Annotated in this window: 25 protein-coding genes and 1 pseudogene; 12 read left to right on the top strand and 14 right to left on the bottom strand. The window is 64.9% G+C overall.

Annotated features, from left to right (window positions below; all coding sequences use genetic code 11):
- Window positions 1-187: 187 nt before the first annotated feature.
- A complete protein-coding gene (locus QWJ38_RS23490; RefSeq protein ID WP_290361567.1) occupies window positions 188-421 on the bottom strand; it encodes a hypothetical protein in 234 nt (77 codons plus the stop codon).
- Between the two features lie 283 nt (window positions 422-704).
- Here QWJ38_RS23490 and QWJ38_RS23495 point away from each other — a divergent pair, with 283 nt between their 5' ends.
- The 4 genes from QWJ38_RS23495 to QWJ38_RS23510 all read left to right on the top strand — a co-directional run bounded on the left by QWJ38_RS23495 (window position 705) and on the right by QWJ38_RS23510 (window position 4,238).
- Window positions 705-1,433: a Crp/Fnr family transcriptional regulator gene (locus tag QWJ38_RS23495; protein WP_290361568.1), complete on the top strand. Its 729-nt coding sequence runs from the start codon at window positions 705-707 to the stop codon at window positions 1,431-1,433.
- Between the two features lie 114 nt (window positions 1,434-1,547).
- A complete protein-coding gene (locus tag QWJ38_RS23500; RefSeq protein ID WP_290361569.1) occupies window positions 1,548-2,240 on the top strand; it encodes a Crp/Fnr family transcriptional regulator in 693 nt (230 codons plus the stop codon).
- A gap of 86 nt (window positions 2,241-2,326) precedes the next feature.
- Complete coding sequence (locus QWJ38_RS23505; protein ID WP_290361570.1) at window positions 2,327-2,506, top strand: hypothetical protein; 180 nt, start codon at window positions 2,327-2,329, stop codon at window positions 2,504-2,506.
- Window positions 2,507-3,659: 1,153 nt separating this feature from the next.
- Entirely contained in the window at window positions 3,660-4,238 is a 579-nt protein-coding gene (locus QWJ38_RS23510; RefSeq protein ID WP_290361571.1) for a DUF1003 domain-containing protein, read from the top strand.
- A 14-nt stretch (window positions 4,239-4,252) separates the two neighbouring features.
- Here the strand turns inward: QWJ38_RS23510 and QWJ38_RS23515 are convergent, their stop codons facing one another.
- The 3 genes from QWJ38_RS23515 to QWJ38_RS23525 form a co-directional block, all read right to left on the bottom strand.
- Window positions 4,253-5,158: an OmpA family protein gene (locus QWJ38_RS23515; RefSeq protein ID WP_290361572.1), complete on the bottom strand. Its 906-nt coding sequence runs from the start codon at window positions 5,156-5,158 to the stop codon at window positions 4,253-4,255.
- 15 nt (window positions 5,159-5,173) lie between these two features.
- Complete coding sequence (locus tag QWJ38_RS23520) at window positions 5,174-5,557, bottom strand: DUF4398 domain-containing protein (RefSeq protein WP_290361573.1); 384 nt, start codon at window positions 5,555-5,557, stop codon at window positions 5,174-5,176.
- A gap of 127 nt (window positions 5,558-5,684) precedes the next feature.
- A complete protein-coding gene (locus QWJ38_RS23525) occupies window positions 5,685-5,816 on the bottom strand; it encodes a hypothetical protein (RefSeq protein ID WP_290361574.1) in 132 nt (43 codons plus the stop codon).
- An 89-nt stretch (window positions 5,817-5,905) separates the two neighbouring features.
- Here QWJ38_RS23525 and QWJ38_RS23530 point away from each other — a divergent pair.
- Window positions 5,906-6,124 (top strand): annotated as a pseudogene (locus tag QWJ38_RS23530) (transglutaminase family protein); the annotation flags it as partial.
- A gap of 31 nt (window positions 6,125-6,155) precedes the next feature.
- On the opposite strand, the gene QWJ38_RS23535 reads toward QWJ38_RS23530, so the two are convergent.
- The 5 genes from QWJ38_RS23535 to QWJ38_RS23555 all read right to left on the bottom strand — a co-directional run bounded on the left by QWJ38_RS23535 (window position 6,156) and on the right by QWJ38_RS23555 (window position 12,839).
- Window positions 6,156-6,407, bottom strand: coding sequence for a DUF1488 family protein (locus tag QWJ38_RS23535; RefSeq protein ID WP_290361575.1), 252 nt, complete (start codon window positions 6,405-6,407; stop codon window positions 6,156-6,158).
- Between the two features lie 34 nt (window positions 6,408-6,441).
- A complete protein-coding gene (locus QWJ38_RS23540) occupies window positions 6,442-8,628 on the bottom strand; it encodes a catalase (RefSeq protein ID WP_290361576.1) in 2,187 nt (728 codons plus the stop codon).
- A 265-nt stretch (window positions 8,629-8,893) separates the two neighbouring features.
- Window positions 8,894-10,921 (bottom strand): diguanylate cyclase domain-containing protein, encoded by a 2,028-nt coding sequence (locus QWJ38_RS23545; RefSeq protein WP_290361577.1) that lies wholly within the window; start codon window positions 10,919-10,921, stop codon window positions 8,894-8,896.
- Between the two features lie 17 nt (window positions 10,922-10,938).
- A complete protein-coding gene (locus QWJ38_RS23550) occupies window positions 10,939-12,438 on the bottom strand; it encodes an ATPase domain-containing protein (RefSeq protein ID WP_290361578.1) in 1,500 nt (499 codons plus the stop codon).
- A complete protein-coding gene (locus QWJ38_RS23555) occupies window positions 12,435-12,839 on the bottom strand; it encodes a hypothetical protein (RefSeq protein WP_290361579.1) in 405 nt (134 codons plus the stop codon). Before QWJ38_RS23555 ends, QWJ38_RS23550 begins: the two co-directional genes overlap by 4 nt.
- 191 nt (window positions 12,840-13,030) lie before the next feature.
- Between QWJ38_RS23555 and QWJ38_RS23560 the strand changes: the two genes are divergently transcribed.
- The 6 genes from QWJ38_RS23560 to QWJ38_RS23585 all read left to right on the top strand — a co-directional run bounded on the left by QWJ38_RS23560 (window position 13,031) and on the right by QWJ38_RS23585 (window position 17,627).
- Window positions 13,031-14,008 (top strand): hypothetical protein, encoded by a 978-nt coding sequence (locus QWJ38_RS23560; protein ID WP_290361580.1) that lies wholly within the window; start codon window positions 13,031-13,033, stop codon window positions 14,006-14,008.
- A 365-nt stretch (window positions 14,009-14,373) separates the two neighbouring features.
- Entirely contained in the window at window positions 14,374-14,892 is a 519-nt protein-coding gene (locus QWJ38_RS23565; RefSeq protein WP_290361581.1) for a hemerythrin domain-containing protein, read from the top strand.
- Between the two features lie 272 nt (window positions 14,893-15,164).
- Window positions 15,165-16,436 carry a phospholipase D-like domain-containing protein gene (locus QWJ38_RS23570; RefSeq protein ID WP_434064034.1) on the top strand — a complete coding sequence of 424 codons (1,272 nt, stop codon included), beginning with the start codon at window positions 15,165-15,167 and terminating at the stop codon, window positions 16,434-16,436.
- Between the two features lie 188 nt (window positions 16,437-16,624).
- The gene (locus tag QWJ38_RS23575) at window positions 16,625-16,792 is read left to right on the top strand and encodes a hypothetical protein (protein ID WP_341850511.1); all 168 of its coding nucleotides are present in this window, start codon (window positions 16,625-16,627) and stop codon (window positions 16,790-16,792) included.
- A gap of 130 nt (window positions 16,793-16,922) precedes the next feature.
- Entirely contained in the window at window positions 16,923-17,066 is a 144-nt protein-coding gene (locus QWJ38_RS23580; RefSeq protein WP_290361584.1) for a hypothetical protein, read from the top strand.
- 150 nt (window positions 17,067-17,216) lie between these two features.
- Complete coding sequence (locus QWJ38_RS23585; protein ID WP_290361585.1) at window positions 17,217-17,627, top strand: polyhydroxyalkanoate granule-associated phasin; 411 nt, start codon at window positions 17,217-17,219, stop codon at window positions 17,625-17,627.
- Window positions 17,628-17,820: 193 nt separating this feature from the next.
- Here QWJ38_RS23585 and QWJ38_RS23590 read toward each other — a convergent pair whose 3' ends face one another.
- The 4 genes from QWJ38_RS23590 to QWJ38_RS23605 form a co-directional block, all read right to left on the bottom strand.
- Window positions 17,821-19,044 (bottom strand): esterase/lipase family protein, encoded by a 1,224-nt coding sequence (locus QWJ38_RS23590; RefSeq protein ID WP_290361586.1) that lies wholly within the window; start codon window positions 19,042-19,044, stop codon window positions 17,821-17,823.
- Entirely contained in the window at window positions 19,041-20,117 is a 1,077-nt protein-coding gene (locus QWJ38_RS23595; protein ID WP_341850512.1) for a CrpP-related protein, read from the bottom strand. The genes QWJ38_RS23590 and QWJ38_RS23595 overlap by 4 nt, the downstream gene beginning before the upstream one ends.
- A 420-nt stretch (window positions 20,118-20,537) precedes the next feature.
- Entirely contained in the window at window positions 20,538-20,996 is a 459-nt protein-coding gene (locus QWJ38_RS23600) for a carboxy terminal-processing peptidase (RefSeq protein ID WP_290361588.1), read from the bottom strand.
- Window positions 20,997-21,006: 10 nt separating this feature from the next.
- Window positions 21,007-22,707, bottom strand: a complete 1,701-nt coding sequence (locus QWJ38_RS23605; protein WP_290361589.1) for a S41 family peptidase — start codon at window positions 22,705-22,707, stop codon at window positions 21,007-21,009.
- 302 nt (window positions 22,708-23,009) lie between these two features.
- On the opposite strand from QWJ38_RS23605, the gene QWJ38_RS23610 reads away from it, so the two are divergent.
- Window positions 23,010-23,540, top strand: a complete 531-nt coding sequence (locus QWJ38_RS23610) for an FxDxF family PEP-CTERM protein (protein ID WP_290361590.1) — start codon at window positions 23,010-23,012, stop codon at window positions 23,538-23,540.
- A gap of 369 nt (window positions 23,541-23,909) precedes the next feature.
- Here the strand turns inward: QWJ38_RS23610 and QWJ38_RS23615 are convergent, their stop codons facing one another.
- Window positions 23,910-24,758 (bottom strand): PA4780 family RIO1-like protein kinase, encoded by an 849-nt coding sequence (locus QWJ38_RS23615; RefSeq protein ID WP_290361591.1) that lies wholly within the window; start codon window positions 24,756-24,758, stop codon window positions 23,910-23,912.
- Window positions 24,759-24,968: the final 210 nt, after the last annotated feature.

Below are 24,968 nucleotides of genomic sequence, written 5' to 3' on the forward strand. Positions count from 1 at the left end.
CTCCGCACGGTGCTCTTGCACCATGCGCACGGCGCGCTCACGAACCTCGGGCGAAAACTTCGGGGACTTCTTCATGGCTCCATTCTCTACAGTTGGAGCCTCCTCGAAACCCGGGGCGATTCAGATTGCTGAAACGACGTTACAGAACCTTGGCCACTTTGCCGTGTGGCGCTCTTTCAGAGCAGAGTTATTGAAGCTCGGTCGCCCGTGCCTCTCGAGGCGAGGCCAGTCCATGCGCCGCTGCCGCCGGCTGCAGGCGCGGCACCTTGTTAGGAAACTCCTGCAGGGCAGCCTGGGTCTCGCCCAGCAGTCGCAGCAGGTGGCCGCGACGCGGGTCGCGTAGGAAGCCGGGGATCTCGAGCAGGTGATGCCTGAGCTGGGCGACTTCCTCGGCCAGCGCGTGAAGCGAGATATTGGTCATTGCTTTTCCATAGGTTAAAGGCGCAACAGCGCGACCCGCTCGCCAGGGGTTGGTGCGCACGGCACTAGCGAGAACAGCCTTAGCTGGTATCGCCGGACGCAAGATGCATTCCCCCACCAATCCGGTCTGTGCGCTAGCGAACACAATGGCCGCCAGTTGCGCGGCCCTTTGGAAAGCGTGCCTGAGCAAATGCGCGTTAGCGTACTCAGCGCCGGCAAAGTGCCTATAGTTGACGGAACTCGTTGGTCGCCGTTGCGGCCGCTCGTCCTCACCTGGAGTTGCCATGGCGTCCGCGCCCGATCCACGCAGCAACGGGCTGCTCGCTGCCTTGCCGGATGCCGAGTGGCAGCGCTGGCTTCCACACCTTGAGTCCGTCGACATGCCGCTGGGTCAGGTGCTGTATGAGTCTGGCCGCACGCTGAGCCATCTGTACTTCCCCACCACGGCCATCGTCTCCCTGCTCTATGTGCTGGAGAACGGCGCCTCGGCCGAGATTGCGGTGGTCGGCAACGAGGGCATCGTCGGCATTTCGCTGTTCATGGGTGGCGGCTCGACGCCCAGCCGCGCGGTGGTGCAAAGCGCCGGTCAGGGCTTTCGGCTTGGAGCGCGTTGGGTCACCGACGAATTCAACCGGGCCGGGCCGGTGATGCACCTGCTGCTGCGCTACACCCAGGCGCTGATCACGCAGATGGCGCAGACCGCCGTCTGCAACCGCCACCATTCGCTCGACCAGCAGCTGTGCCGCTGGTTGCTGCTGAGCCTGGACCGGCTGCAGGGCGACGACCTGGTGATGACCCAGGAGCTGATCGCCAATATGCTGGGCGTGCGCCGCGAAGGCGTCACCGAGGCCGCGCTGAAACTGCAGAAGGCGGGCCTGATCAGCTATGCCCGCGGCCACATCAGCGTGCGCGATCGTCCTGGCCTCGAAACCCGTACCTGCGAGTGCTATGCGGTGGTGAAGAAGGAATACGAACGCCTGCTGCCCTCACGGCCGGCGATCCAGAATCCCTGACCGAAGCACTGTGTGCGCTGCAGCACAGTCGCGCCGCGGTAGCGCGCGCAGACTGCCGGTGTTCGCAGTCTGCCCAGCCGCGGCGCGCGACAGTTTCTTGCCGGAGCACCGCTGTTGGTCCCCCACCAGAATCACCTGATCGCCCGACTGCCGCAGGCCGATCGCCGACGCCTGCTGGCCGCCTGCGAGCCGGTCGAATTGCGGATCGGCCAAGCCCTCGGCGAGCCCGGCAGCGCCACCCGACATGTCTATTTCCCCACCGACAGTTTCATCTCGCTGGTGACCCGGGTCGACAGCCATCCGGGCCTGGAGGTCGGCATGGTCGGGCGGGAGGGCATGTTGGGCGTGCAGCTGGCGCTGGGGGTGGCGCGTGCGCCGCTGCGCGCGCTGGTGCAGGGGGCGGGGCCGGCATGGCGCCTCGGCGCGGCCGGCTTCCGGCGCGAACTGGCCGCCAGCCCGGCCCTTCGGCGAGGCCTCAACGCCTATCTCTATGTGCTGATGGCGCAGCTGTCCAACTCGGCCTCCTGTCTGCGCTTTCATCTGATCGGCCCGCGGCTGGCGCGTTGGCTGCTGATGAGCCAGGACCGGGCCCACGCCGAGCGCTTTCACATCACGCACGAGTTCCTCGCCTATATGTTGGGCGTGCGGCGCGTCGGCGTCACGATGGCGGCCGGCGTCCTGCAGGGCGAGGGGCTGATCCGCTACCAACGCGGTGAGCTGACCGTGCTCGATCGGCAGGGGCTGGAGGCCGCGGCCTGCAGTTGCTATGCCATCAACCAAGGGGTCTACGCCCGGTTGCTAGGCTGAGCTGGCGTCGCTTATGTGCGCTGGCGAACAGACGCGAGCGGGCGCCTGCGCACCAATCAACCCCGGACTGCAAGGAGCAAACAGTCATGATTCAAAGACCCCGTCGGCGACTGGCCAGCACGATCGCTGCGCCCAAGCCCGCGGCGCTGGCGCAGCAGCAGTCCGACTTCACGGCCGAGGGGTCGCCCCCCCCGGGCAAGGTGTCCGGCACCGCGCCCGCGGCGGTGCCGGACGGCAAGCCGCCACCGGTGCCGGGTCGGAGCTGAAGCCTCGTCTGCCGGCGTCATCGGCAGCAACCCGCAGGACGCTCGACATCGCAGCGCCGTGCTCCAGAGTGCGGCGACGAGCGGGGTGGGCGGGCCGCTCGCCGCGGCCGCCAACATCGGGGGCGTCGGGGACTGGGAGGTGCTGCTCAATGCCGTCAAGGCACGGCTGAGGGGCCTAGTTGGCCGACAAGCGTTCGAGGCCGTGTCGGCGCCAGTGAAGGTCGGCGCGCAGGCGTCGAGCCGCAGCCCAGCATCGGCATCGCGATCCATCGGCCGATAGCATGACGACCCTGGACTTACTGAGAAACGCCGATCTCGCGATGTACGGCGCCAATCCTCGGCAGACGCATTTCGCCTCCTGCGATCAGCGGCTTTCGGCCGATGGCAACATGGCCTGAACTTGATTGCTGGCCAGGCTGCCCATCGCCGGCCTCGCCCCGGATGCCTGACACGGGCTCGGTGGGCCTGCCTCCAATCCAGTGCGGGCAACTCCATGGGACGGCGCCGCAGCCCCTGCCCCCCCGCCATCACGCGAGTTCGGTTCGAAGCCTCCGACACGAGCCAGACGCTCAAACAACTCCCGATCCAGTTGATCCAGTGCCTCCACGCATTCCAACACCCTGACCCGCCAACAGGCGAGTGTGGCCCCGACGTCGGACGAGGCTGTCGATGGCTCAGCCACCGTCGATCTGAGCCTGGCTTTGACCGCCGCGCGCAGCAGCATCCAGTCGCCGGCCAGTTCTTCGCTGAATGCCGCGGCCCCGCGATTGGGGGCCTGGGCCTGAGCAAGTCTTTCGTTCGCCATCATCACCGTCTGCACCGCGGCCAAGCCTTTGGAGTGCTCCCTCGTTCTCGCCTCGTCAATCGACTCACGGACCGGCTCCGCTCGGCGCCGGGCGCAGCACGACGATCGGCCGGTCTCACGTCACCCTATGGGACCGCGTCGATGGCGTCTGTGCGCTATCGAACGCAGGGAGCAGAACTTGGGGCTTGGATCGGCTGTGTGCGCTGCTGCACAGAGTTCGCCTGCGCAAGCGCCTATTGTCGGGCCGGACACGTCCGAAGAAGTTCGGTCGGCGCGCGCAGCCAAAGACGAATTTCACGCGCATGCCGCTCATCGCGGAGCGGGCCAGAGCCAGTCGGAGTACAGCTTATGCACAAGCACGAAGAGATTGCCTCCCGGTTGCTGGGCCGGCCTTACGAGGCCCTGGACGAGCCGACCCGTAAGGTGGCCCGGCATATGGCGCAGCGCACTCCTATTGCCCGCAACCTGGCTCAGCACTTCGACGCGATCGTCCCGAGCCGCGGCCAGCGTGCGGCCGACGCGGTAGCCAAGTTCGGAGGGTCCTGGGTCTTTGTCGCCCTGTTCGCGGCGACGATGCTGGTCTGGGTGGTGCTGAACGCAGCCTTGCTGATGGGTCTCGGTCGGACCTTCGATCCCTATCCCTACATCCTGCTGAACCTGTTCCTGTCGATGCTGGCGGCCATCCAGGCGCCGGTCATCCTGATGTCGCAGAACCGGCAGGCGGAGAAGGATCGCGCCACGGCCGGCCATGACTACGAGGTCAATCTGAAGGCCGAGCTGGAGATCATGCTGTTGCACGAGAAGATCGACCTGCTGCGCGACACGCAATGGGGTGAACTGCTGGCGATGCAGCAGCGCCAGTTGAAGCTCTTGGCTGCGCTGGCCGAAAACAGGCCGGCCGGGCCGGCCGCGTCACTGGATCGATAGGGCCGGCGCAGCGTTCATCGCATCGACACCTCATCGGACGGTGCCGCAAACACGATTTCGACGCGGCGGTTCAATTGCCGACCGGCGGCCGTGTCATTGCTGGCCGCCGGCATGTCTTCGCCATGGGCCTTGATGCTGAGGTGGTCGGCCTGCACGCCCAGGTCCACCAGGGCCGCCATCACCGCCTGGGCCCGGCGACCGGACAGGTCCAGATTGGCGTTGCTGCTGCCGACGCTGTCGGTATAGCCCTCGATGCTGGCGGTGTTCTGCGGGTTGCGCTTGAAGAACTCGGCCAGCTTGACCATATTGCGCGAGCCATCGGCCAGCAGCTTGGACTGACCACTGTCGAACAACACATCGCCCAAGGTCAGCACCATGCCGCGCTCGGTCTTCTTGGCATTGAGCTGTTGCAGCTGCAATTCCAGATCGCGCACGCGCGCATCGCGGCGCTCGACGCGCTCCTTGTCGCGCAGCGCGGCCGCATCGGCGACGGCCAGTTCGGTCGATTTCTGAGCATTGCTCTTTTCGGAGACGGCCAGCTGCTGCTGGGCTTGGTCGGCCTCCTTGGTGCGTTGGGCCAGGCGGGCCTTGTCACGCTCGGCGGCGGCATTGGTGGTGACCGCCTGCGCCGCGCGACTGTTGGCCGTGTCCTGCGCAATCGTCACGTTCTGCATCGTCATATAGGCCAGATGGTCGACCTTGCCGGTGTCGGCACCATCGCGCCAGCTCTGGTCGGCTACGCGCAGCGAGTCGCCGGCCTTCTTCAATTCCTCGGGAGCCAGGCGCGCGACCTGCGGATCGGCGCCGGCCGAATTGAAGCGGCCGCGGGCCTGTTCAAGCGCACTGTTGCGATCGGGCATGGAACCGCAGGCGGCCAAGGTCGCGAGCACGGTGGCAAGAAGCAAAAAGCGGGTTGTCATCTGAATCTCCTGGATTTATCGGGTCGTCTTGCGGCTGAGTTCTTCGTCCAGCACGCGGGCGGCGTCCTGCGATTCCTGCGCGGCCTTGCGCGAGCGGACCGACTGCGCATGCAGCTCGGCCACCTGGGCATCGACCTGCGCCTGCTGGGCCAGCTCGCGGGCGCGCTCATAGTCCTTCTTCGCCATGGCCTGCTGGGCGCTGGCCAGCTTGGCCGTCGCCTTCTGCAGTTCGAGCGGGGCGTTCTCGCTGGTGTTGGTGGTGGTGGCGTTCTTGACGGCCGCCTCGGCCACCGCCATTTCGGTCTTGGGCGCGGGCGTGCTGGCGCAAGCGCCGAGCCAGGCGATAGCCGTCACCGCGAGGATCGCGGTCGGCACATGGATCAGCTTGTTGGCATTCATCAGGGGTCCCTGCTGTTGGTGGAGCGCACGGAAGCGTCGCTCTCTTGACGCAGCTTGACCGGGATCCGGGAGGCCGTCTGTCTGCCAACGCACCGACGGCGGGTATTCAGGCAGGGACCGCCAGCACCTACTTCTTCTTGGGGCTGTCCTCGCGTGGCGCAATGCCGGTCACCAGCGCCGTCGGCACCAGCGGAACGCTGGGTTGCTGCACCTTCTTCGGTTTCTTCGACTCCTTGTTGCCGCGTTGACCTTTGGACATGGATTGCTCCTTGAAGCTGAGGGGTAGGGCCAGACTAGACGCGCCAGCGGTGTATTTCGGTGCGGTGGCGAACACAGCGGAGCGATCAGGACGTCTATCTCGGCGATCGCTGGTACATCTTCGATGCCTCATGCACCGCGATTCCGATGGGGCTGGTGCGCTTTGAAACGGTGCGCGACGCGGCCGATGCGGCTTTCGCAACTATTTTTGGCGGGGTACAGGCCGGAGCGCCGCCGATCCGCGCCTGGTCCATTGACGCTCAGGCGCGCGGCATGGTGCTGCCGCAGCCACGTGGCGCTGTCCAGTGATGGCGCACGCTGCGACGCGTCATGCGCGACGCTACTTGTTCAAATCAAACTCGCGCAGCATCACCGGTTCGATCGACCCTTGCGCAACGCGACTTGCCACGGCGGCCTGGATAACGCTGGCAAATGTCAGGTAGGTGTCGAGGGGCTCATCTCCTTGGACTCCTGGACGAAAACGATGGTGCAGGGTTTCCCGACTGATGCTGGCGCCAATCAGCGCCCCGTCAACCCTGACCCAGAACCGTACGGCACCGGATGCTTCATGAAAGAAGGGTGGCTGCGCCATTCGAACTCCCCTCGGATCTGCATCGGACATCAGATCAGGCCAGTTCGCGCACCGAGGCTTCCCGTTCCCAATGGCGGCTCACGCCGACGCTCAGCAGCGATTCGATCGGGACGACGCCCTCGTCGGGCGCGATGCCCGCCTTCTCGAGAATCAGCTTGCTGCCCTCGCAATGCGCGATGGTCTTGCAATGGGCATAGGCGTCCATGAACCACTGGAGGCAGGCCGCCTGACCGGAGAGCTTGCGCGCCTGCTCGGGCATCAGGATGCTGGCCACGGCGTCGAACATCACCGAGGGCGAACCTGCCAACTGGCCGTCGGCCTTCAGGCTGCCGCCCTTCAGTTCCAGCGGGCCGATCTTCGGCGCGATCAGGGCGACGCTGCCGCCGGCCTGCTCGATCTGGCCCTTGAGCTTGTCGATGGATTTCTTGTCCGAGCCTTCGTCGAACAGAATGGCGACCTTGCGGCCTTCCAGCGTGCGCTTCGCGCTTTTCTGGATCGAGAGCTTGTCCGACGGCTTCATGTCGATGGGCTCTCTTGCCGCCTTCGCCTTCGCGGGCAGAGCCGCGCCCAGGCCCCGGGCGACGCGCTTGGTCAGGCTCTCGTCGACATTGCGCAGCCGCGACAACACCCGCGACTTGACGGCCTCGATCGACACCTTGGACAACTCGAAGACCAGGGCCGAGGCCAGATGCGCCTGCTCGTTCGCGGTCTGTGAGCGGAAGAACAGCCGGGCCTGGCTGTAATGGTCGGCGAACAGCGGCGCACGCAGGCGCAGCTTCTGGCCGGCCTCGTTGCGCTCGTCATTGGCGCGGAAGGAGCTGAAGCCGGTCTCCGGGCAGGCCCGCGGTCCGCCGTCCTCGCCGGCCTCGGCCAGGCTGTTGGGCTCGTAGTTGGCGCGCCCCGTGGGTAGCAAGGTCTGCATCAGGCCGTCGCGCTGGAAGTTGTGAAACGGGCATTTCGGCGCATTGATCGGAATTTGGTGGAAGTTCGTCGTGCCCAGGCGCGACTTCTGCGTGTCGAGGTAGGAAAACAGGCGCCCCTGCAGCAGAGGATCGTTGGAGAAATCGATGCCGGGAATGATGTTGCTGGGCATGAAGGCCACCTGCTCGGTCTCCGCGAAGAAGTTCGAGACATTGCGGTTCAAGGTCAGGCGGCCGATGAACTCGAGCGGAATGTCCTCCTCGGGGATCAGCTTGGTCGCGTCGAGCACGTCGTAGGGCTGCTTGGCCGCAAAGGCCTCGTCGAAGACCTGGACCCCAAGATCCCAGCTCGGGAAATGCCCGGTCGCTATGGCCTCGAACAGATCGCGACGATGAAAGTCCGGATCGCCGCCGGCGATCTTGCAGGCTTCATCCCAGGTCGTCGATTCCAGGCCGAGCTGGGGCCGCCAATGGAACTTCACGAACTTGGCATCGCCCTTGGCGTTGACGAAGCGGAAGGTGTGCACGCCGAAGCCCTCGATCATGCGCAGGCTGCGCGGGATGCCACGATCCGACATCGCCCACATCACCATATGCATGCTCTCGGGCATCAGACTGACGAAGTCCCAGAAGGTGTCGTGCGCCGACGCCGCCTGCGGATAGCCCCGGTCGGCCTCCATCTTGACGCTGTGCACGAGATCGGGGAACTTCATCGCATCCTGGATGAAGAAGACCGGGATGTCGTTGCCGACCAGGTCCCAGTTGCCGCTGTCGGTGTAGAACTTGACGGCAAAGCCGCGCACGTCGCGCGGCGTGTCGATCGAGCCGGCGCCGCCGGCCACGGTGGAGAAGCGCACGAAGACGGGGCAGGTCTTGCCCTGCTCCTGGAAGATCGACGCGGCCGTCAGTCCCGGAATCGCCTTCGTGCACTCGAAGACGCCATGCGCACCGGAGCCGCGCGCATGCACGATGCGCTCGGGGATGCGCTCATGGTCGAAATGGAAGATCTTCTCGCGCAGCACGAAGTCTTCCAGCAGCGTCGGGCCGCGCTCGCCCGCGCGCAGTGAATTCTGGTTGTCGGCGATGCGGTGGCCGAAGTTGTCGGTCAGATGAACCAGCCCGTTTGCCTCATTGCCCTTGTGCTGCACGTCCTGATGCAGTTCGCCGGCGTTGCCCGCTCGCTCGTGGATCGGGCAGCGGCCGGCGCCGGGTGCGTGATCGTGCAGGCTGTTGCCGGCAGCGCCGCCTCCGTCGGAGCGGGTGTCGATCGAGGTTTGCAGGCGGGTTGATTTCTTCGGCATGGCGGGGATCCCCTGACAGCGCTGGGAAGACGATTAGTCAATTTAAGACCGGTCTGTCCCGTTCCGTGTAGGAGCATCGAGCCGTCGGGTGTAGGACGGACTTCGTGCGATCGAGCTTTAGCCTTCTGCGCGGGCCTAGGTATGTCGATTTCCCACGATCCCTTGCGGCGCAGCGCTGAGCGTGCGACTACTAGGGGCTCGTTCTGCTTATGGGCGCAGCAGTCGGAGTCGGCGCATCCAAGAGCCGGACGCGATCGTGGTCTGCTCACTCCTTGTCGAAAAATGCCGAGGGACGAGGCGCGCTGCTCTGCGCCGCAGCAAGTTTCTGGATGAGCACTTGCAGTTCGCTGAACGCCACCGGCTTCAGCAGATGCGCGTCAAAATGGGTTTCCACGCTTCTTTCGACCTCGCGGGCGCTGCCGTAGCCGGTCAACGCAATGAAGGCCGTCTGCATGCCGGGATGACGCCGCCGGATCTCCTGGGCCAGTTGATAACCGTCCATCCCTGGCAGGCCGATGTCGAGGATGGCGATCTGGGGCTGCACCTGCGCTGCCAGCGTCAGTGCAAGATTCGGATGATGGGCGGTCCACACCTGATGGCCCTCCAAGGCGAGCAGGGTCGCGAGACTCGCGGCCGCATCCTGGTTGTCGTCGACGAGGAGCACGCGCCGAGCAAGCCAGGCAGATTCACCGCCCGCCAACTCGGCCGCTTGCAGCGGCGGCTGCGCATCAATGGCGGGAAGGCGGATGACGAATTCGCTGCCTCGGCCAATGCCTGCGCTGCGGCCCTCCACGGTTCCTCCGTGCAGTTCGACCAGGCTGCGCACCAGTGCCAGTCCGACACCCAGCCCGCTGATAGGCTCGGTGCCGAGACCCTGGACCTGGAAGAAGAGTTCGAAGACATGCGCCATCTGTTCTTCGCTGATGCCGCGGCCGTTGTCCCTGACGCGAATCACGATCTGCTGGGCCTCGCGCATTGCCAGCAGCTCGATCGTCCCGCCCGGCGGGGTGTAGCGCGCCGAATTGATCAGCAGGTTCGACACGCATTGCGCCAGGCGGACCGCATCTCCCCGGCACGCAAGCCGGGGTTCGCAGCCGGTGAACAGAAACCGGTGCATGTGCTGATCCAGCAGCGGGCGGGCCAGCGAGACCGCCTGCTCCAGCACCTCGGCGATGGCCACTTCCTCGTCGCGCAGCTTGATCTTGCGGGCCGACAGCTTGGCGATGTCCAGCAGCTCGTCGATCAGCCTCACCATATGAGTGACATGCCTGCGGATCAGCTGGTGTTCCTTGCCCTCGGCACCACCGGCCAGCAGCCGCAGCGCGTCCAGGGTCGAGACGATCGGCGCCAGCGGATTGCGCAGTTCGTGACCCAGCACGGCCAGGAATTCATCCTTGGCGCGGGAGCGGCGCTGCAGTTCGAGGACCAGGGCCCTTGCGGCCTCGGCTTCGTCGACATCGCCGCCGGGGACCGGCGCCCGCAGTTCAATCGGTGCACGCACAGACGCGACGCCCCCCGTCTCGGCTGCTCCCTGTGCGGTCCGGCGATCGGCCCGCGCGAAACCATTGCCGCCGGCGCGCTTGACCAGAAACATGGCGATGTCGGCGGCCTCCAGCAGCGCGTCAAGCGTCCCGCCATCTTCCGGATAGACGCCGACGCCAATGCTGGCGGATACGGAAACCTCCTGCCCCCCCACCTGAGTCAGTGAAAGCAGTGCATCGCGTACTTTCGCGGCCACCAAGGCAGGGTCGTCGGCATGGATAACCTCCGCGAGAAGGATGACGAATTCGTCACCGCCCAGGCGGCAGACGGTGTCGCTCCCACGCACGCAGTCCGTCAGCGCCCGACTCGCAGCGATGAGGATCTGATCACCGACCGCATGGCCGAATCGATCGTTGTTCTCCTTGAAGCGATCGAGGTCGAGAAACAGCAGCGCCACGCTGCAGTTTTCATGCCGGCGCGCACCGGCCGTTGCCTGCTGGAAGCGATCGATCAGCAAGGATCGGTTTGGAAGCCCTGTCAAGGGGTCGCGCTCGCTGGACCGCAACGCCGCCTCGAGAGCGAATGCGGAGGTTTCCGCATCACGGCGCATGCGCATCGCATCGACGACCAGTTGCTCATTGGCCTCCAGCAACTGCACCATCTGATGGCCGCCCAGCCGCGCCTGGGCCTGGGACAAATCCGCTTCGACCAGCGCCAGTTCGGCCCGCGCTTCGGCGATCTCGCCCTTCAGACGGGCAAGCTCCCGCCTTGTTGCTTTTGCATTCGGCGAGCCAGCTGCGGGGCTGTTCATGGCTGGCCGATTCGTCTTCAGCGAATAGGATCGCCGAGCGGCGGCGGCGGTCCGGACTCGTGACTCGGCGCAGCCACCGTGCGCCGCGGGTGTCCGCTCAACAGGCCCTCCTGATCGTGCAGGCGCTCGCCGATGACAAGACCTTCGGCGGCGATCGAATACTCGCGCAACTCGTCCGAATGGGCGCTTTCGCGCACCTTGACGACGGCCGTGATGCGGCGCAGGCGACTGCCCACCTCGATATAGCGCTGCAGGATGATCGCATCGGTCAGGAAGGCCGTGCCGTAGGGGCTGAAGCGCAGGTCCTGGTAGCGGTCCTCCAGCTCCGAGGTCATCAGCACCGTCACGCCCATGCCGGTCAATACATTGACGAAGCGTAGCAGCGACTCCCTGAAGTCGTCCCGGAATGACGGGCCCAGCGTCAGCTCGAAGCCGGACAGCGAGTCGATGACCACGCGCTTCGCATCCAGGCGACGGACCGCATCGATCAGGCGCATCAAGACCTCGTCGATCGACACGTCCATTGCATGGTCGGCGATCAGGCCGACTTCGCCGCTGTCGATCAGCGCCGCCAGTCGCGCATTGCTCGACGCGCTGGGTCGCCGCTCGAAGGCCGCGACGACACCCCGCTCGCCGAGGCGCGCGCCTTCGCCCAGGAAGGACGCGGCCAGAATGCTCTTGCCCGAGCCCGAGGGGCCAGCCACCAGCAGCGAATAGCCGCGGGGCAAGCCGCCCCCCATCATCTCGTCGAGGCCGGGCACGCCCAAGCTGGCGCGCGCCAGACCGACTCCGCTTCTCGACGCATCGGCTTGCGAGGCGGCCGGCGGCACGAAGATCTCGAGACCCTGACGGCTGATCCGGAAGGAATGCAGACCGGGCAGCGAGGGGCGGCCGCGCATCTTCAGGATTTCCATCTTTCGCACCATGGCGTTGCGCTGGACGCTCTGGCGCAGCCAGATCAAGCCATCGGCCACGGTGAAGACCGGATTCGCGTCCGTCTCGGTGAAGTATTCGCCGATCAGGAAGGTGGTGGCCTGCCAGGAGGTCATCAGCATGCCCAGTTGCTGCATGAACTGCTGCAAGCGGTTGTTCGCATCGCCATGGCCCTGGCCGGCCAGGACGACCGAGCGGAAGGAATCGACGAACACCAGGGCCGGTCCGTGCGCGCGGACCTCGTCCGCGATCCGCTGCAGCACCCGATCGAGATCGCCGGCCATCGCGTCCTCCGACAGGCTGACGAAGCGCACGGAGCGATTGATCGCCGCGTCGTCAAAGAAGTCGAACTGCTGCTGGTAGCGCAGCATCTTCAACGGCGGCTCGCCGAGCACGGTGAAGTAGATGGCCGGACGTGCTTCGCTCGCCAGCGCGAACATGATCTGGTGGGCCAGCGTTGTCTTGCCGCTGCCAGGCTGACCGGCGATCAGGTTGAACGAGAACTCCGGCAGGCCGCCGCCGAGAAGTTCGTCGAGCCCCGGGACACCGGTGGCCAGGCTGTTGATCGTGACTTTGGTGGTCATGAGGGCTTGTCCTGCGCGGACGAACCGCTGGAGGGTGGGGACCACACGGATTGAAGCAAGCGCTCGGTGAGGCCGGGGCCGATCAGCGTGGAGAGCAGTTCGCGAAACGAAAGGAGCAGGAGCGAGCCGGCGTCCAATGCCTGGGCAGGAGGCAGGCCACCGAACAGCGCCAGGATCTCGCCGCGGTCAACCTGGTCGGGTGCTCCACTGTCCAGGGCAGCGAGAAAGGGGAAGTCGGCAACGCCGAGATGCGCGCAGCGTCTAAACAGCGCGGTGAGGCCTCGCTGGCCGATAACGGGGTGAAGCGCGTCCTCGATGTCCGCCCACACACCCACCAGCGCCTGCGCGACGGCCTGGCTGTCGGGCGCCTCCCCCGCGCGTCGCGCGAGAGGTGTCGTCAAGCGACTGCTCTCTCGATTGCTCATTGCGACACAGGCCGTTGGGTTGACAAGCTGCGAGTGTAGCCCTGGCCGCTAAAGGCAATCGCGGGCGCGCGCTGATCCCGAAATCGACTACGGTGATTCCTCGCCCCGTCCTACAGGTCTATCTCGTTGCAAAGCGCACATTCGACCGACTACTTTGGGATCCAGACATGCTTGCAAACGAAATGCCTCTCGCGGAACCGCGTCTGATCGATGTGGACAGGCGAATCACAAAATCGGCCGTCGCCTGGGGCGCAGTCGTTGCGGGCGCCGCGGCTGCGGCGGCACTGTCAATGCTCCTGCTGATGCTTGGCGTCGGCCTGGGCTTGTCGGCTGCCTCTCCGTGGGCTGGCAATGGCATCAGCGCCAAGACGTTCGGAGTCGGCACGATCGCGTGGCTTGCATTCACGCAGCTCGCAGCGGCGGGGCTGGGCGGCTATCTGGCCGGCCGTCTGCGCACGCGCTGGCTTGGCGCCGATAGCGACGAAGTGCATTTCCGAGACACGGCCCATGGCTTTCTCGCCTGGGCCTTGGCCACGCTGATGGCGGCCGCGCTTCTGAGCTCCTCGATCGGCGCCATGCTCGGCACGGCCGCCGAGCTTGGGGCAACGGTCGGAAGCGGCGCTACCGCGACGGCCGCGGCGGGTGGTGGTGCTGCCATCGCCTCGAGAGCCGCGAACGACACCCCACCCGGCGGCGACATCGACTATTTTGTCGACTCCCTGTTCCGCCAGCCGCCGGTTGCCGCCACCACACCTGCGGTCATGGCCAGCGCAGCCGGGGTCGCAACTGACACCGGCAGCCACCGCGAGGGTGCGGCGGGTGCCGCACCGGAGTTCACGCGCATCTTTGCCCGTGCTTTGAAGAACGGGGCGCTCAGTCCGGAAGATTCGCGCTACGCCGGTGAAGCAATCGCGCAGCGCACGGGTCTTTCACGGATCGACGCGGAGAAGCGCATCGCCGATGCAGTCCAGAAGGCCAGAACCGAGGCGCAAGCCGCCGAGACCGCTGCGCGCGAGGCGGCCGATGCGGCCCGCAAGGCCTCCGCCAAGGTCGCCGTCTGGTCCTTCATCGCGCTCTTGATCGGTGCCTTTGCCGCGAGCCTGATGGCCACCTTTGGCGGCCGTCAACGTGATCTTCAAACCTGAGCGAGGGACGAGCCATGCGATCCATTCTGCTGTTGCTTCTGGGTATCCCAATTCCAATCATCATCCTGATTGCCCTGTTCGTTCATTGACCAGAGCCGCTGCATTCATGGCGACTGCAAACGATCTTCTCGAAGGTCACGAGCGGCCAACAAGAGAGCTGGGCTCCCTTGGAAGGAAGACTCAGTCCTGTGGCCGCATCACCGCGAAGGAACAGCACTGACGCGGATTGAAAGCCGAACAAAACCCAGTTTCACCAGAAGCGATGGGCTCTGTCGCTGCTCCAGGCAGCCAGTAGCCCAGCGTCACCGGGTAGCCGGCACCTCCGGCGCTCACTTTTAGAAATACCAGCCCATTTGGAGTCCTCTATGTCCACATCTGCGAAAGCCGGTTCAAAGTCGAAATCAGGCAAGGCAACGCCTGCTGGCGACGACGCGATCACCTTGCTGAAAGGCGACCACAAGGAAGTAAAGGCCATGTTCAAGTCGTATCAGAAACTCGTCGACGACGAGGCCGATGGAGATGAAAAGCAGTCGCTCGCCGAGCAGATCTGCGCGGCCTTGTCGGCGCATGCCAGCGTGGAAGAGGAGATCTTCTACCCCGCCGCCCGCGAAGTGCTTGGCGACGATGCCGACCTGGTCGACGAGGCCGATGTCGAACATGGCAGCGCCAAGGACCTGATCGCGCAAATTCAGGCCGCATCGCCCGAAGACGACCACTACGATGCGAAGGTCAAGGTGCTGGGCGAATACATCGACCATCACGTCAAGGAAGAGGAAGGCGAGATGTTTCCCAGGGTGGCGAAGAGCGACCTGGATCTCGACAGCCTGGGTGAGGAGATGGCGGCGAGAAAGGATGAACTGCTCGCCGAGTTGAGCGGCGCCTAGGTCACGGACTGCGCCGCGCAGTCGCGCTCGGTCGCGACACTGCCAGTTTCAGCGCCATAAAAGCCATCGGGACGATGGCGGAGGATCTCTATGAACGCAGCCCAAGGGCTGCGTTCACGTTCGCGTTCGTTCGATATCCCCAGGACGGTATCTTTTCTGCGCCGGCGAAGTCGGCAACTGTGCTCAACTCGGATCGGGCCGGGTGATCGATCTCACCGGGGCAGCCGCGACTGGCGACGGTTGTCTTGAGCTCCTTTATGGTGAAGGCTGCAATGTCCTATCTCGGTGTGATCGTGCTGACGGCGCTGTCCACGCTGATCGGCGTTCTGCTGTTCCAGAACCTCGCCGGCGGCGAGAAGAAGATCGAACAGCAACTGCCCAAGCTCTATGAAACGGACGATGCGGAGTTTCGGCGTTCACTGAGCGCGCTGCTCGGTCCGCCGATCGTCGAGGGCAACAAGATCGACACGCTTCTCAATGGCGACGAGATCTTCCCGGCGATGCTGGCTGCCATCCGTTCGGCCAGGAGCACGATCACGTTCGAAACCTATATCTACTGGTCGGGCAGCATCGGCCAGGAGTTCGTCGATGCGCTGACTGAGCGCGCCGCAGCCGGCGTCCGAATCCATGTGTTGCTCGACTGGGTAGGCAGCATCAAGATGGAGACGAAGCTGCTCGAGGCTCTGCAAGGTGCCGGTGTGGAGGTCGAGCGGTTTCACGAGCCTTACTGGTCGAACTGGGGGCAGCTCAACAATCGCACCCATCGCAAGCTGCTGGTGATCGACGGCCGCATCGGTTTCACCGGCGGCGTGGGAATTGCCGATCAATGGCGTGGCCGGGCGCGCAACGACAAGGAATGGCGCGACACGCATTTCCGCATCGAGGGCCCGGTGGTGGCGCAGATGCAGTCGGTATTCCTAGACAACTGGATGCGAGCCACCGGCATGGTTCTCCATGGCGAGTCCTATTTTCCAACCCTCAAGCCCATGGGACCGTTGGCCGCGCAGATGTTCAGCAGCTCGCCCAGCGGTGGCAGCGAGAGCATGCAGCTGATGTATTTGCTGGCCATCACGGCGGCGCGCAAGACCATTGATCTCGCGAACTCCTACTTCGTTCCCGACGAGCTGACCATCAAGACCCTGATCGATGCGGCGCGGCGCGGCGTCAAGGTGCGCGTGCTGACCCCGAGCGGACACATCGATTCGGAACTCGTGCGCAAGGCCTCCCGCGGCAGCTGGGGCCCGATGCTCAGCGCCGGCATCGAGGTGGCTGAATATCAGCCCACGATGTTTCACGTCAAGGGCCTCGTCGTCGACGGCATGTTTTCCTCGGTGGGTTCGACGAACTTCGACAATCGTTCGTTCCGGCTCAACGACGAGGCCAATCTGAACGTCCTGAGCGCGGAATTCGGCCAACTTCAGCAGCAGGTTTTCAACACCGACTGGTCGAAAGCGCGCCGGATCAGCCTCGAGGAATGGGAGCACCGGCCACTGAAGGAGCGCCTGCTGGAACGACTTGCCTCGCTGCTGCACGCGCAGCTCTGACCGGCTCAATGGCGCCCTGTGCGGGGCAGAGCGCCGCACCTACTTATCCTCGCCGCGCTCCTACGTCGGCAGGGCAGCATCGCCTACGGCGCTGGGTGAGACAAGGCGGCAAGATGAAGTCGCCTACTTTCCGACTTCCATATGAAAGGAATCACATGCGCAACCCTTGGACCACAAAGAATCCCTTCATGAGCGTCTGGCTCAGTTCGACCAACAGGGCCATAAACTCGGCGCGGGGCCAAGCAACAGCCGCTGCCAAACGCCAGGTGAGTACGGCGCAGGCCGAAATGGTCAAGCAAGTGATCGAATTTTGGAGCGGCAAGAAGACGAGTTCTACGAAGAAAGGGCGTCGCTAACTATCGCAGTTCGGGGCGCCCCTGCTCACGACCGGGAACCGACGGCTCCACCAGCGTGACATCAACGCGCGCATGGTCGTCTTCTACGGGAGTCGCCGATACGACCGTACATCCCAGATACGAGGAATTCGTGGCCCAGACGCATAGCGCCGGCGCCGTCAGCGTGGAGAAACAAGAGGGCCAGGCGGCCGGCGCCAACGGCAGCAGGCGCGACACGCGCCGGCTGCACAAGGACGCGCGAGGCAACGTCCTTGCGCAGCACTGGCTGATGTAGGGCCCTGGCCACGCCTGGTTTGGTGGTGATCCGGCGGGCTCCTAGGCGGACGCCATGGGACCGCAAGCCAGCGCTGAGATGCTACGTTTCTTGCTGCAGGGGGACTGGGAATTTCAAAGCTAGGGTCTGTTTATCAACCACGAGCTAACAATGCCAAAACGTCAAACTCAATCCCTCAGCCTGGCACGCAAAACCGCCGAGCTGTCCATCGCAGCGCCGCTGGTTGTGTCGCACCGCCTGGCCCGAATGGCCGCTGCAGGAGCCAACCCTTCGGCGCGCAATAGCGCCGAGTTCCGGCGCATGTTCGATGAAAAGACTGTTGCATTTAGCCAGGCCTGGAATGCCATGGCATTGCAGACCCTGCGAGCAAACCAAGCATTTGCGAGCGCCGCGTTTCGATCACTGATGTTTCCGTGGATGAAGAGCCCCAGGAGCGCGAGCGCACTTGCCGCCTCGTTCCAGTCGGCCACCTGGGGAATTTTGGCCAAAGGGCTGGCGCCGGTACATGGCAAGGCGATGGCAAACGCAAAGCGGCTCGGTCGATCACGCAAGCAGCCTTGAACACTGTTCACCTGCACCAGATGTCGCTGATGTGGCCGAGCAGGCCGGCGCGGCTGGAATACCTAGGCCGCCGACAGCTCCCTGGGCTGGGCCGGTCGGCCCATACCGGTCTTTACCGAACTCTGCGACCTGCTCAGCGGGTTCCACGTTGCGCTGCTGTGGCCGAGTCTTGCGTTCATGAGAAGCGATGGCGTCAGCCCAGCCATCGCCGCAGGTGGCCGTAGACCTTGGCGCTCGACAGCAGATCGAGGTGCCCCGTGCCATGCACCACCGCCCGGCGCTCGGGCGCAAAGCCCAGGTCGCGGTCGGGCTCGTCGTGCTGTCCCAGCGCGCTGGCCACCGGCACCAAGCCATCGCCCAGCAGCCTGGCCTTCAGGCTGCCGGCCGCCGGCCCCAGGCTGGCGGCAATGGCAAAGCAACGGGTGCCGTCCGGCAGGCTGACCCGATCACAGCGCTGCGTGCCATCTTCGCCCGAAGGACCATTCAGAACGTTGCCCAAGCGCAGGTCGTTGATGCCGGCACTGCGCAGCTTGCCCAGCCGCGCCAGCGGTGCCGCATACGGCGCGGCGCCGAGCAGCAGGTCCACACGATGGCCCGCACGTTCCAGCGGAGCACCCTGATGCGGCGTGCCGAGGCAGATCAGGTCGTTCACGCGCCCCGGCCAGCGGAGGCCGCCGCGCTGCATCAGCGCGCCGTGATGGATGGCGCTGCGTGCCACCAGGCCGCCCATGCTGTGGCCCAACATGACCAGCCTTTCAATCGGCATGGGCCAGACGCTGTACAGCCCCTCCATCAGGTGCGCCAGGATGCGGCCGTTGGTCGACACGCACAGGCCGCTGTTGTAGTGAAGATAGACAGGCGTGTAGCCCAGTTCACGCGCGAGTGCCTGGCCGTGGTCATGGCCGGCGCGCTGCCACTGCAGGTCGTTCATGCACAAGCCGTGCAGCAGCACGAGCAGCTTCGGCGTCATGCCACCGAGGCGCGGGCGCAAGGCATGCCGCTCCAGCGGCAAGGGCTGCCCCGTATGGCGGAACTGCATCGCGATCGCCAGCGGGTTATCGCTCGCTGCCAAGTGGTCGCCCAGCACGCCGTTGAGCGCCGCCAGGATGGCTTCGCGTTCCAGGTGGGGCGGCTGGCGCGGATCGGCAGCGGCCAAGGCCGGCGCCAGCCAGCCGAGCAGGGCCTCGGCACTGCCTCCCACCAAGCGGGTGACGCCCCCCACCGTTTCGTACACCAGGCCGGTGACACCCCGAGTGCGTTCGTCCGCCGCAGGCGCGCCGCCAAGTCCCTGGAGTCGGGGGGCTGTGGCGATGCGAGCGTGCATCGCCTCGACCAAGCTGGCCAAGCCGGCGACGGCATCGGCAGTGAGGCGGGCGGCGCCGCGCAGGTCGGCGGCTTGCAGCAGCGGTTGTGTCATAGGTCGATGTGGCTTGCGCCCGAGGTCAATGTCATCAGTACGTCGGCATACCAGGCGCAGTTCAGGCCCAGCGATTCGTCCTGCGCCGCGTCGCGGCTGGCCATGTCCATGCGGCTGGAATGCACGCCCAGCAGGCACCAGCGCGGCCGGCCCGGCGTGACCGGCTCGATGCGCGCCAGCACCGGTGAGCCGCTGCTGCCGCGGTGCATGCGCGCGTCCGTGAGGAAATAGCCCAGTCCCTGAAAGCGAACGCCATAGCAGGAGGCGATGCTGGCTTGCCGAACCACGGGCAAGTGATGCACGGTGTCGAAGAAGCCGAGTGGGAAGCCTGGGACGGCCAGGCGATCACCAACCTCGAACAGGTCGAATCCGACCGCCAGATGCCTCGGCTGGAAGGCTCGCACGACGCAGCCGGCCGGCATCGCGGTTCGGTCGAGCTCGATGGCCGCGACGTCGACCTCCCCGCCACCGTCGCGCGCGTGATGCCACTGGCTCAGGCCGTCACGATGCAGCAGGATAGACAGCGTGGAGAGTTGCGTCAGGTCGTGCGCATCGGTATGCAGCTGAATCTCGATCCGATCCGGCGCATGCCCAGTTGGGGCGTCGAAGAGGACGTGCCGGCTGGTGATCAGGAAGAGCCGGCCATCGCGCTCGAAGAAAAAGCCGCTCGCCGAGGTCAGGCTCTTGACGCCTGCAAAGGTCAGCACGCGCGTGACGCCAAAGATCGCCTCGTCCTGCGCTCGCTCGTTGGCGGCAATGCCGCCCGGAGGACGCGCCGGTGCCGCCATCGGGGATTGTTGCGAGTCATGGCCGCGCTCCCAGGCGTCCCGCCGGCCGGACCACACCTGCTCGCTCTCGCCGGTGGCATCCGGCTTGTTGATCGAGTCGAACATTGGGTTCGACTCGACCGCCTCACCGCGGGCGGCTGCCTTAGCACCCTGGCGCTGCAGTTCAGCGTGCTCGCCCGAGAAGGGCCGCGGCGAAACCTCGTCGGACGACGTAGTAACGATGACTGCAGCCGCCTTGTCTGCGGCGGGGGGATCGGATCGGGAAGACAAAGGACAACCCCGCAAAGGACTTGTCCCGTCAAGGGCGACGCTTCCGCCGGTGGCGTTTCAAGCAAGCCAGTAAAGGGCGGTGTCACTTACAGCGTGCCCCATGAATACTCAATGTACCGCGCCGCGAAAGCCCTCGTGGCAGAGTGGCGAGCCAAGCTTCGACTGGCATGGCATGGAAGCGGCAAGATGGCCTGCCTCAGCTTCATGAGCTTTTGCTGAGGATGCGGCTGCCCGCGTCGACCTTGGTCAGCCGCAAACTGACCGCGACTCGGCTGGTGCGGTAGGCCTCAGCCGTTCAGCACCCGAGCCCAAGCAGTAGCCAGATCCAAAGCTGTCGCTGGCGGAGGTCGGCTTATGGCCGGTTTCAGCCGTGCGCATCGTGCCTAGGAAGTTGCCAGTTAACACCCATTCATACCTGCTGGGCGATGCAGTCGGTCAATCAACGTTATTGCTTCGATGGCGCCTTGGACAGGGCCGTGACCACGACAGGACGGGTCGACAAGGCGCTGCTGCCATTTGAGATTTGCCCTCTTTCAAGGCCGCACTGTCCGACAGGATGCTGACAGCCTCGTTCAGGAGCACGTCGTTGACGGACTTCTGGGTCTTCTCGATGGCCAGATCCTTGCTGAGCTTGCGTTCGTTGAACTGCAAGCCATCGTCCGCCAGCGCTCTGTCCGCACCCGCTCCCGCAGAGCCCAGCATGGCGCTAAGGCGGGCCTCCGGATCGGCACGCTCCTTGCGCCGCTTCGTTTCGTTGAGAGAAATCACATTGTTCTTGCGACGTTCCCGTGCCTTGGCGAGATCCTCCAGCAGGCCCTGGTAGTCACGGTCGCGCTGCACGCGGCTCTCATGCCAGGCCAGCAGGCGCGGAAGCTGCGCTGTGATCTCGCCCACGGGGGCGTAGTCAGCCGCCACTGCTCCACGGCAAGGCGTTGCCGTAGCTCGATTCGCCGAATAAGCTGTCATCGCTGCCTTGCAAAAAGCCGACGTCGGGTATCACGCCACGCAACTGCGTCGTGCCGCCGTTCACCCGGAAAAACTGCGCGATGGTCAGCTTCACCTCGCCATACACGGGACTGGCGTTCTTGGCGATCTTGTCGAGGTCGGCCACGGTTTGGACCGTCCCCTTTCCGAAGCTGGGCTCGCCGATGATCAGGCCCCGACCGTAGTCCTGAATCGCCGCCGCGAAGATTTCCGACGCTGAAGCTGAGGCCCTGTTGATCAGCACACCCATCGGTCCATCCCAAGCCACGTCTGTATTGACGTTCTTCTCGACGGTGATCTCGCCTTTGGCATTGCGCGTCTGGACCACCGGAACCTTGCCGACGAACAGGCCCGTCAGGCCTATGGCTTCCCGCAGCGAGCCGCCGCCGTTGTTGCGCAGGTCGATCAGAATGCCATCCACATTCTGGGCCTTCATGTCTGCCAGTAGCTTGGCCACGTCGCGCCCGGCGCTTCGGTAATCCTTGTCACCCTTGCGCAGCCCGTCCAGATCCTCGTAGAACGATGGCAAGGTGACCACGCCGATCAAGCGCTTGCCCTCGCCCGTCGTCACCGAATAGACCTTGGCCTTGGCCGCGCTATCCTGGATCGTGATGGTCTTGCGGACCAGGATCACCGTCTTGACCCGTGCGTCTGGCCCCTGATCGACGGGCAGGATGTCCAGACGCACCGTCGAACCCACAGCGCCGCGAACCAGGGCCACCGTGTCGTCCAGACGCCAACCCACGACATCGTCCACCGGGCGGGTCTCGCCTTGTGCCACGCCCACGATGCGGTCGCCGACCTGCAGCTGCCCCGACTGGCTTGCGGGCCCACCGGCCACCAACTCCCGGATCGTGGCGTAGCCGTCGATATCGATCAGAACTGCGCCAATGCCCGCCAGCGACAGTCGCATCGCGATGTCGAAGTTCTCTGCGGCACGCGGCCCCAGATAGTTGGTGTGGGGCTCGATCGTTGTGGTGTAGGCATTCATGAAGGCCTGGAATGCGTCGGAGCCCTTGATCTTGCCCAAGCGTTTGGCGGCGTTGTCGTAGCGCTTGTCGAGGACCTTCACGATAGCCGCGTCATCCTGACCAGCGAGCTTGAGCCGCAACCAATCGTTCTTCACACGCTTGCGCCACAGTTCAAGCGATTCCGCCTCGGTCCCAGGCCAGGGCTGGTCCTTGCGATCGATCATCAGCGTTTCGTCGCTCTTGAAATCGAAGCCCTTGTGCAGCAGGCTGCGGGCATAGGCCATGCGCTCGACGGCCCGGCGTTCGTACAGATTGAAAATCTCGAAGGGAGCGCGCAAGTCCTCGCCCAGGATCGCATCGTCCAGCCGGGCACGGCCGACGGCCAGGCGGTCGATGTCGGATTGAAGAAAGTAGACCTTCTCGGGATCCAGCGCCTTCAGGTACTGGTCGAACATCTTGCTCGACAGGGCATCGTCGAGCGGAACGGCCTTGTAGTGGAAGCGCGAAAGCAGTTCCGCAGCGAGACGGGCCGCCTTGGCCTCCTGCACCGCAGGCTTCAGCGGCGGCGGGTAAGCAAGCTCCGAATCCGCCGCTACAACCAGCGTTGTGACAGCCAGGGTCAGCAAGAACCCAATCAGCTTTTGTTTCAATCTCACTCCACCACGGTTGAACCGAAGAACTCACGGTCGGAGCCATCGGAGGCCGCTTGCATTTCCAGACCTTGATCGTCGACCGCATCGAAGGATACCTGTCGCCCGGGCTCTGCCGCGAGTCACGGGAGCTGTCGTTCGTGATAGGCAGCTCCTGGCCGTGACTTCCAATTCTCATGGCGACCCAAAGTCGGACCCTCGGTCGTCCAGCCTCCAGATACGGAATTGGACGCTCAACCGCCCGCTGCATCGCCGGATGTTGCTACGCAGCAAGCGCGGACGTATGCTGGAGCCGTCCATTCATGCACCAAACGCAGCAAGGCGGAAAAGCAATGAAACTCTCAAAAGTCATCGCCGCTTCGAGCTTGGCCCTGGCCAGCGCGGGTAGTTTTGCTGTCTCCCTGGGCGCGATCGATCTCAGCTCAGGCAGCGGATTTTTCGGCAATACGCCCATCGCCGGCGCCTTCGTTGACACGCTCACCTTTACCGTGACAACGCTTGCGACCTTCAATGGCAGCATCACTTCCGCGGTCAACGGTACACAGGATGTCGATTTCACCAGCATCGTGCTCACACCGGGCTCGCTGGCCTTCACCTCGGTGCTCGGCGATCCTGTCGAGGTATGGGCCGCGCCCGCCGTAGGCTTTAGCTTGTCGCCGGGGGTGTACACACTGACTCTGACTGGCACCAACAGCGCCAGCATGGGTAGCTACGCCGGCAATCTCGCGCTCACACCAGGCTCGCCCACACTGGTGCCCGAGCCAGAAAGCTACGCCATGATGCTTGCCGGGCTAGGGCTCGTCACTCTGCTGGCGCGCCGCCGCCGCGGCTGATCGGCGCCGTCTCCGGCGTGAAGCGGGCTCCGGCCCGCTTTTTGTTGGTGCAGCGTCTCTCAACCGCAGGCGTCAGCATCGGCGGCGGCCTCACCCCTCTGATGTGTCGGAAGGGCTCACTGCTCACTCCCACGACACACCCATTCAGCGCCCGGCCGCCCGTGTGAACCTGCTCAACGACCAGCGCCTCAAGGAGGACGACAAGGTGTTGAGGTGCCCAGAAGCGGCCGGCCATGAGGGCCTGCGCATGACAGCAGAGCTGTCGGTCGCGAGGGTCGGCTCTTGGCCGGGACTGTGAGGTCGAGGCCGGTCCCAGTAGCGGCTCTACGCAACTAGCTACCGGCTGTCTGGCAGGATCTCCGTCCGGCTTCAGGCCTGCGCCATGCGCAAGCGCCGGGCTGCGTCCTCTGCCCGGGCGTCATCGATCTCGCGCATAACGCCGGTCAGGTCGACGGTGCCGGTCTTGTGCTCGAACAGGCCCGTCAGCGGCGTTTCTGGATGCAGGGCTCCACGCTGGTAGAGGGTCCAGATCTCAGGGCCGAAATCGGTCTTCAACAGCTCCGGCGCAAAACGGCCGAAGAAATCGCGCAGATTGCTTACGTCGCGCAATAGCATCCGCTGTGCATGGTTGTTCCCGGCCGCGTCGACCGCCTGTGGCAGGTCGATGATGACCGGCCCGTCGGCGCCCAGGAGGATGTTGAACTCGGACAGATCGCCGTGGACGACGCCAGCAGTGACCAGCATGCGCACCACCTCAGTGATCAGGGTGGCATGGTGGGCACGAGCATCCTCTGCCGAGAACAGGACATCGTTGAGCCGCGGCGCGGCGTCGCCGTGCTCGTCGCAGACAAGTTCCATCAACAGCACGCCCTCGAAGAAGTTGTAGGGCTTGGGGACCCGCACACCGGCGCCGGCCAGGCGGTACAGCGCATCGACCTCGGCGCTCTGCCAGGCCGCCTCCTGGGCCTCACGGCCGAATTTCGTGCCCTTGGCCATCGCGCGAGCCTGGCGGCTGTTCTTGACCCGGCGGTTTTCGGTGTAGTCGATCGCCTGGCGGAAGCTACGATTCGTGGCCTCCTTGTAGACCTTGGCACAGCGCGTCTCGCCGCCGCTGCGCACCACAAAGACCTGCGCCTCCTTGCCGCTCATCAACTGGCGCTGGACGCTGTCGATCAAGCCTTCGTCGATCAGGGCCTGCAGTCTCTTCGGTGATTTCATGCCATGCATTGTCCCTTGCAGCCGCATCCATACCTCGAGGCTAGCGTCGAGATGGTCGGAAAGCTGCCGCTCGTCTACGGCTGCTTGTTGAATCGCCCCGGTTTCCGCGGAGGCCAGTTGGTTTAAGTCAGGCGGTCGCGGCCTGACCAGCGCGTTGACGATGGTAATTGGCTTCGAACTCCGCAGGCGGGACGTGACCCAGTGGCCCCA

This window comes from Roseateles violae (assembly GCF_030410485.1).
Classification (GTDB): domain Bacteria; phylum Pseudomonadota; class Gammaproteobacteria; order Burkholderiales; family Burkholderiaceae_C; genus Roseateles_D; species Roseateles_D violae.

What these genes read in the sequence shown, in the direction of transcription:
- QWJ38_RS23615 (WP_290361591.1), bottom strand. Translation starts at nt 24,758, where the DNA reads ATGAAATCACCGAAGAGACTGCAGGCCCTGATCGACGAAGGCTTGATC.
- QWJ38_RS23590 (WP_290361586.1), bottom strand. Translation starts at nt 19,044, where the DNA reads ATGACACAACCGCTGCTGCAAGCCGCCGACCTGCGCGGCGCCGCCCGC.
- QWJ38_RS23610 (WP_290361590.1), top strand. Translation starts at nt 23,010, where the DNA reads ATGCACCAAACGCAGCAAGGCGGAAAAGCAATGAAACTCTCAAAAGTC.
- QWJ38_RS23515 (WP_290361572.1), bottom strand. Translation starts at nt 5,158, where the DNA reads ATGACAACCCGCTTTTTGCTTCTTGCCACCGTGCTCGCGACCTTGGCC.
- QWJ38_RS23490 (WP_290361567.1), bottom strand. Translation starts at nt 421, where the DNA reads ATGACCAATATCTCGCTTCACGCGCTGGCCGAGGAAGTCGCCCAGCTC.
- QWJ38_RS23525 (WP_290361574.1), bottom strand. Translation starts at nt 5,816, where the DNA reads ATGTCCAAAGGTCAACGCGGCAACAAGGAGTCGAAGAAACCGAAGAAG.
- QWJ38_RS23575 (WP_341850511.1), top strand. Translation starts at nt 16,625, where the DNA reads ATGAGCGTCTGGCTCAGTTCGACCAACAGGGCCATAAACTCGGCGCGG.
- QWJ38_RS23550 (WP_290361578.1), bottom strand. Translation starts at nt 12,438, where the DNA reads ATGACCACCAAAGTCACGATCAACAGCCTGGCCACCGGTGTCCCGGGG.
- QWJ38_RS23505 (WP_290361570.1), top strand. Translation starts at nt 2,327, where the DNA reads ATGATTCAAAGACCCCGTCGGCGACTGGCCAGCACGATCGCTGCGCCC.
- QWJ38_RS23535 (WP_290361575.1), bottom strand. Translation starts at nt 6,407, where the DNA reads ATGGCGCAGCCACCCTTCTTTCATGAAGCATCCGGTGCCGTACGGTTC.
- QWJ38_RS23540 (WP_290361576.1), bottom strand. Translation starts at nt 8,628, where the DNA reads ATGCCGAAGAAATCAACCCGCCTGCAAACCTCGATCGACACCCGCTCC.
- QWJ38_RS23585 (WP_290361585.1), top strand. Translation starts at nt 17,217, where the DNA reads ATGCCAAAACGTCAAACTCAATCCCTCAGCCTGGCACGCAAAACCGCC.
- QWJ38_RS23570 (WP_434064034.1), top strand. Translation starts at nt 15,165, where the DNA reads ATGTCCTATCTCGGTGTGATCGTGCTGACGGCGCTGTCCACGCTGATC.
- QWJ38_RS23545 (WP_290361577.1), bottom strand. Translation starts at nt 10,921, where the DNA reads ATGAACAGCCCCGCAGCTGGCTCGCCGAATGCAAAAGCAACAAGGCGG.
- QWJ38_RS23560 (WP_290361580.1), top strand. Translation starts at nt 13,031, where the DNA reads ATGCTTGCAAACGAAATGCCTCTCGCGGAACCGCGTCTGATCGATGTG.
- QWJ38_RS23495 (WP_290361568.1), top strand. Translation starts at nt 705, where the DNA reads ATGGCGTCCGCGCCCGATCCACGCAGCAACGGGCTGCTCGCTGCCTTG.
- QWJ38_RS23520 (WP_290361573.1), bottom strand. Translation starts at nt 5,557, where the DNA reads ATGAATGCCAACAAGCTGATCCATGTGCCGACCGCGATCCTCGCGGTG.
- QWJ38_RS23510 (WP_290361571.1), top strand. Translation starts at nt 3,660, where the DNA reads ATGCACAAGCACGAAGAGATTGCCTCCCGGTTGCTGGGCCGGCCTTAC.
- QWJ38_RS23565 (WP_290361581.1), top strand. Translation starts at nt 14,374, where the DNA reads ATGTCCACATCTGCGAAAGCCGGTTCAAAGTCGAAATCAGGCAAGGCA.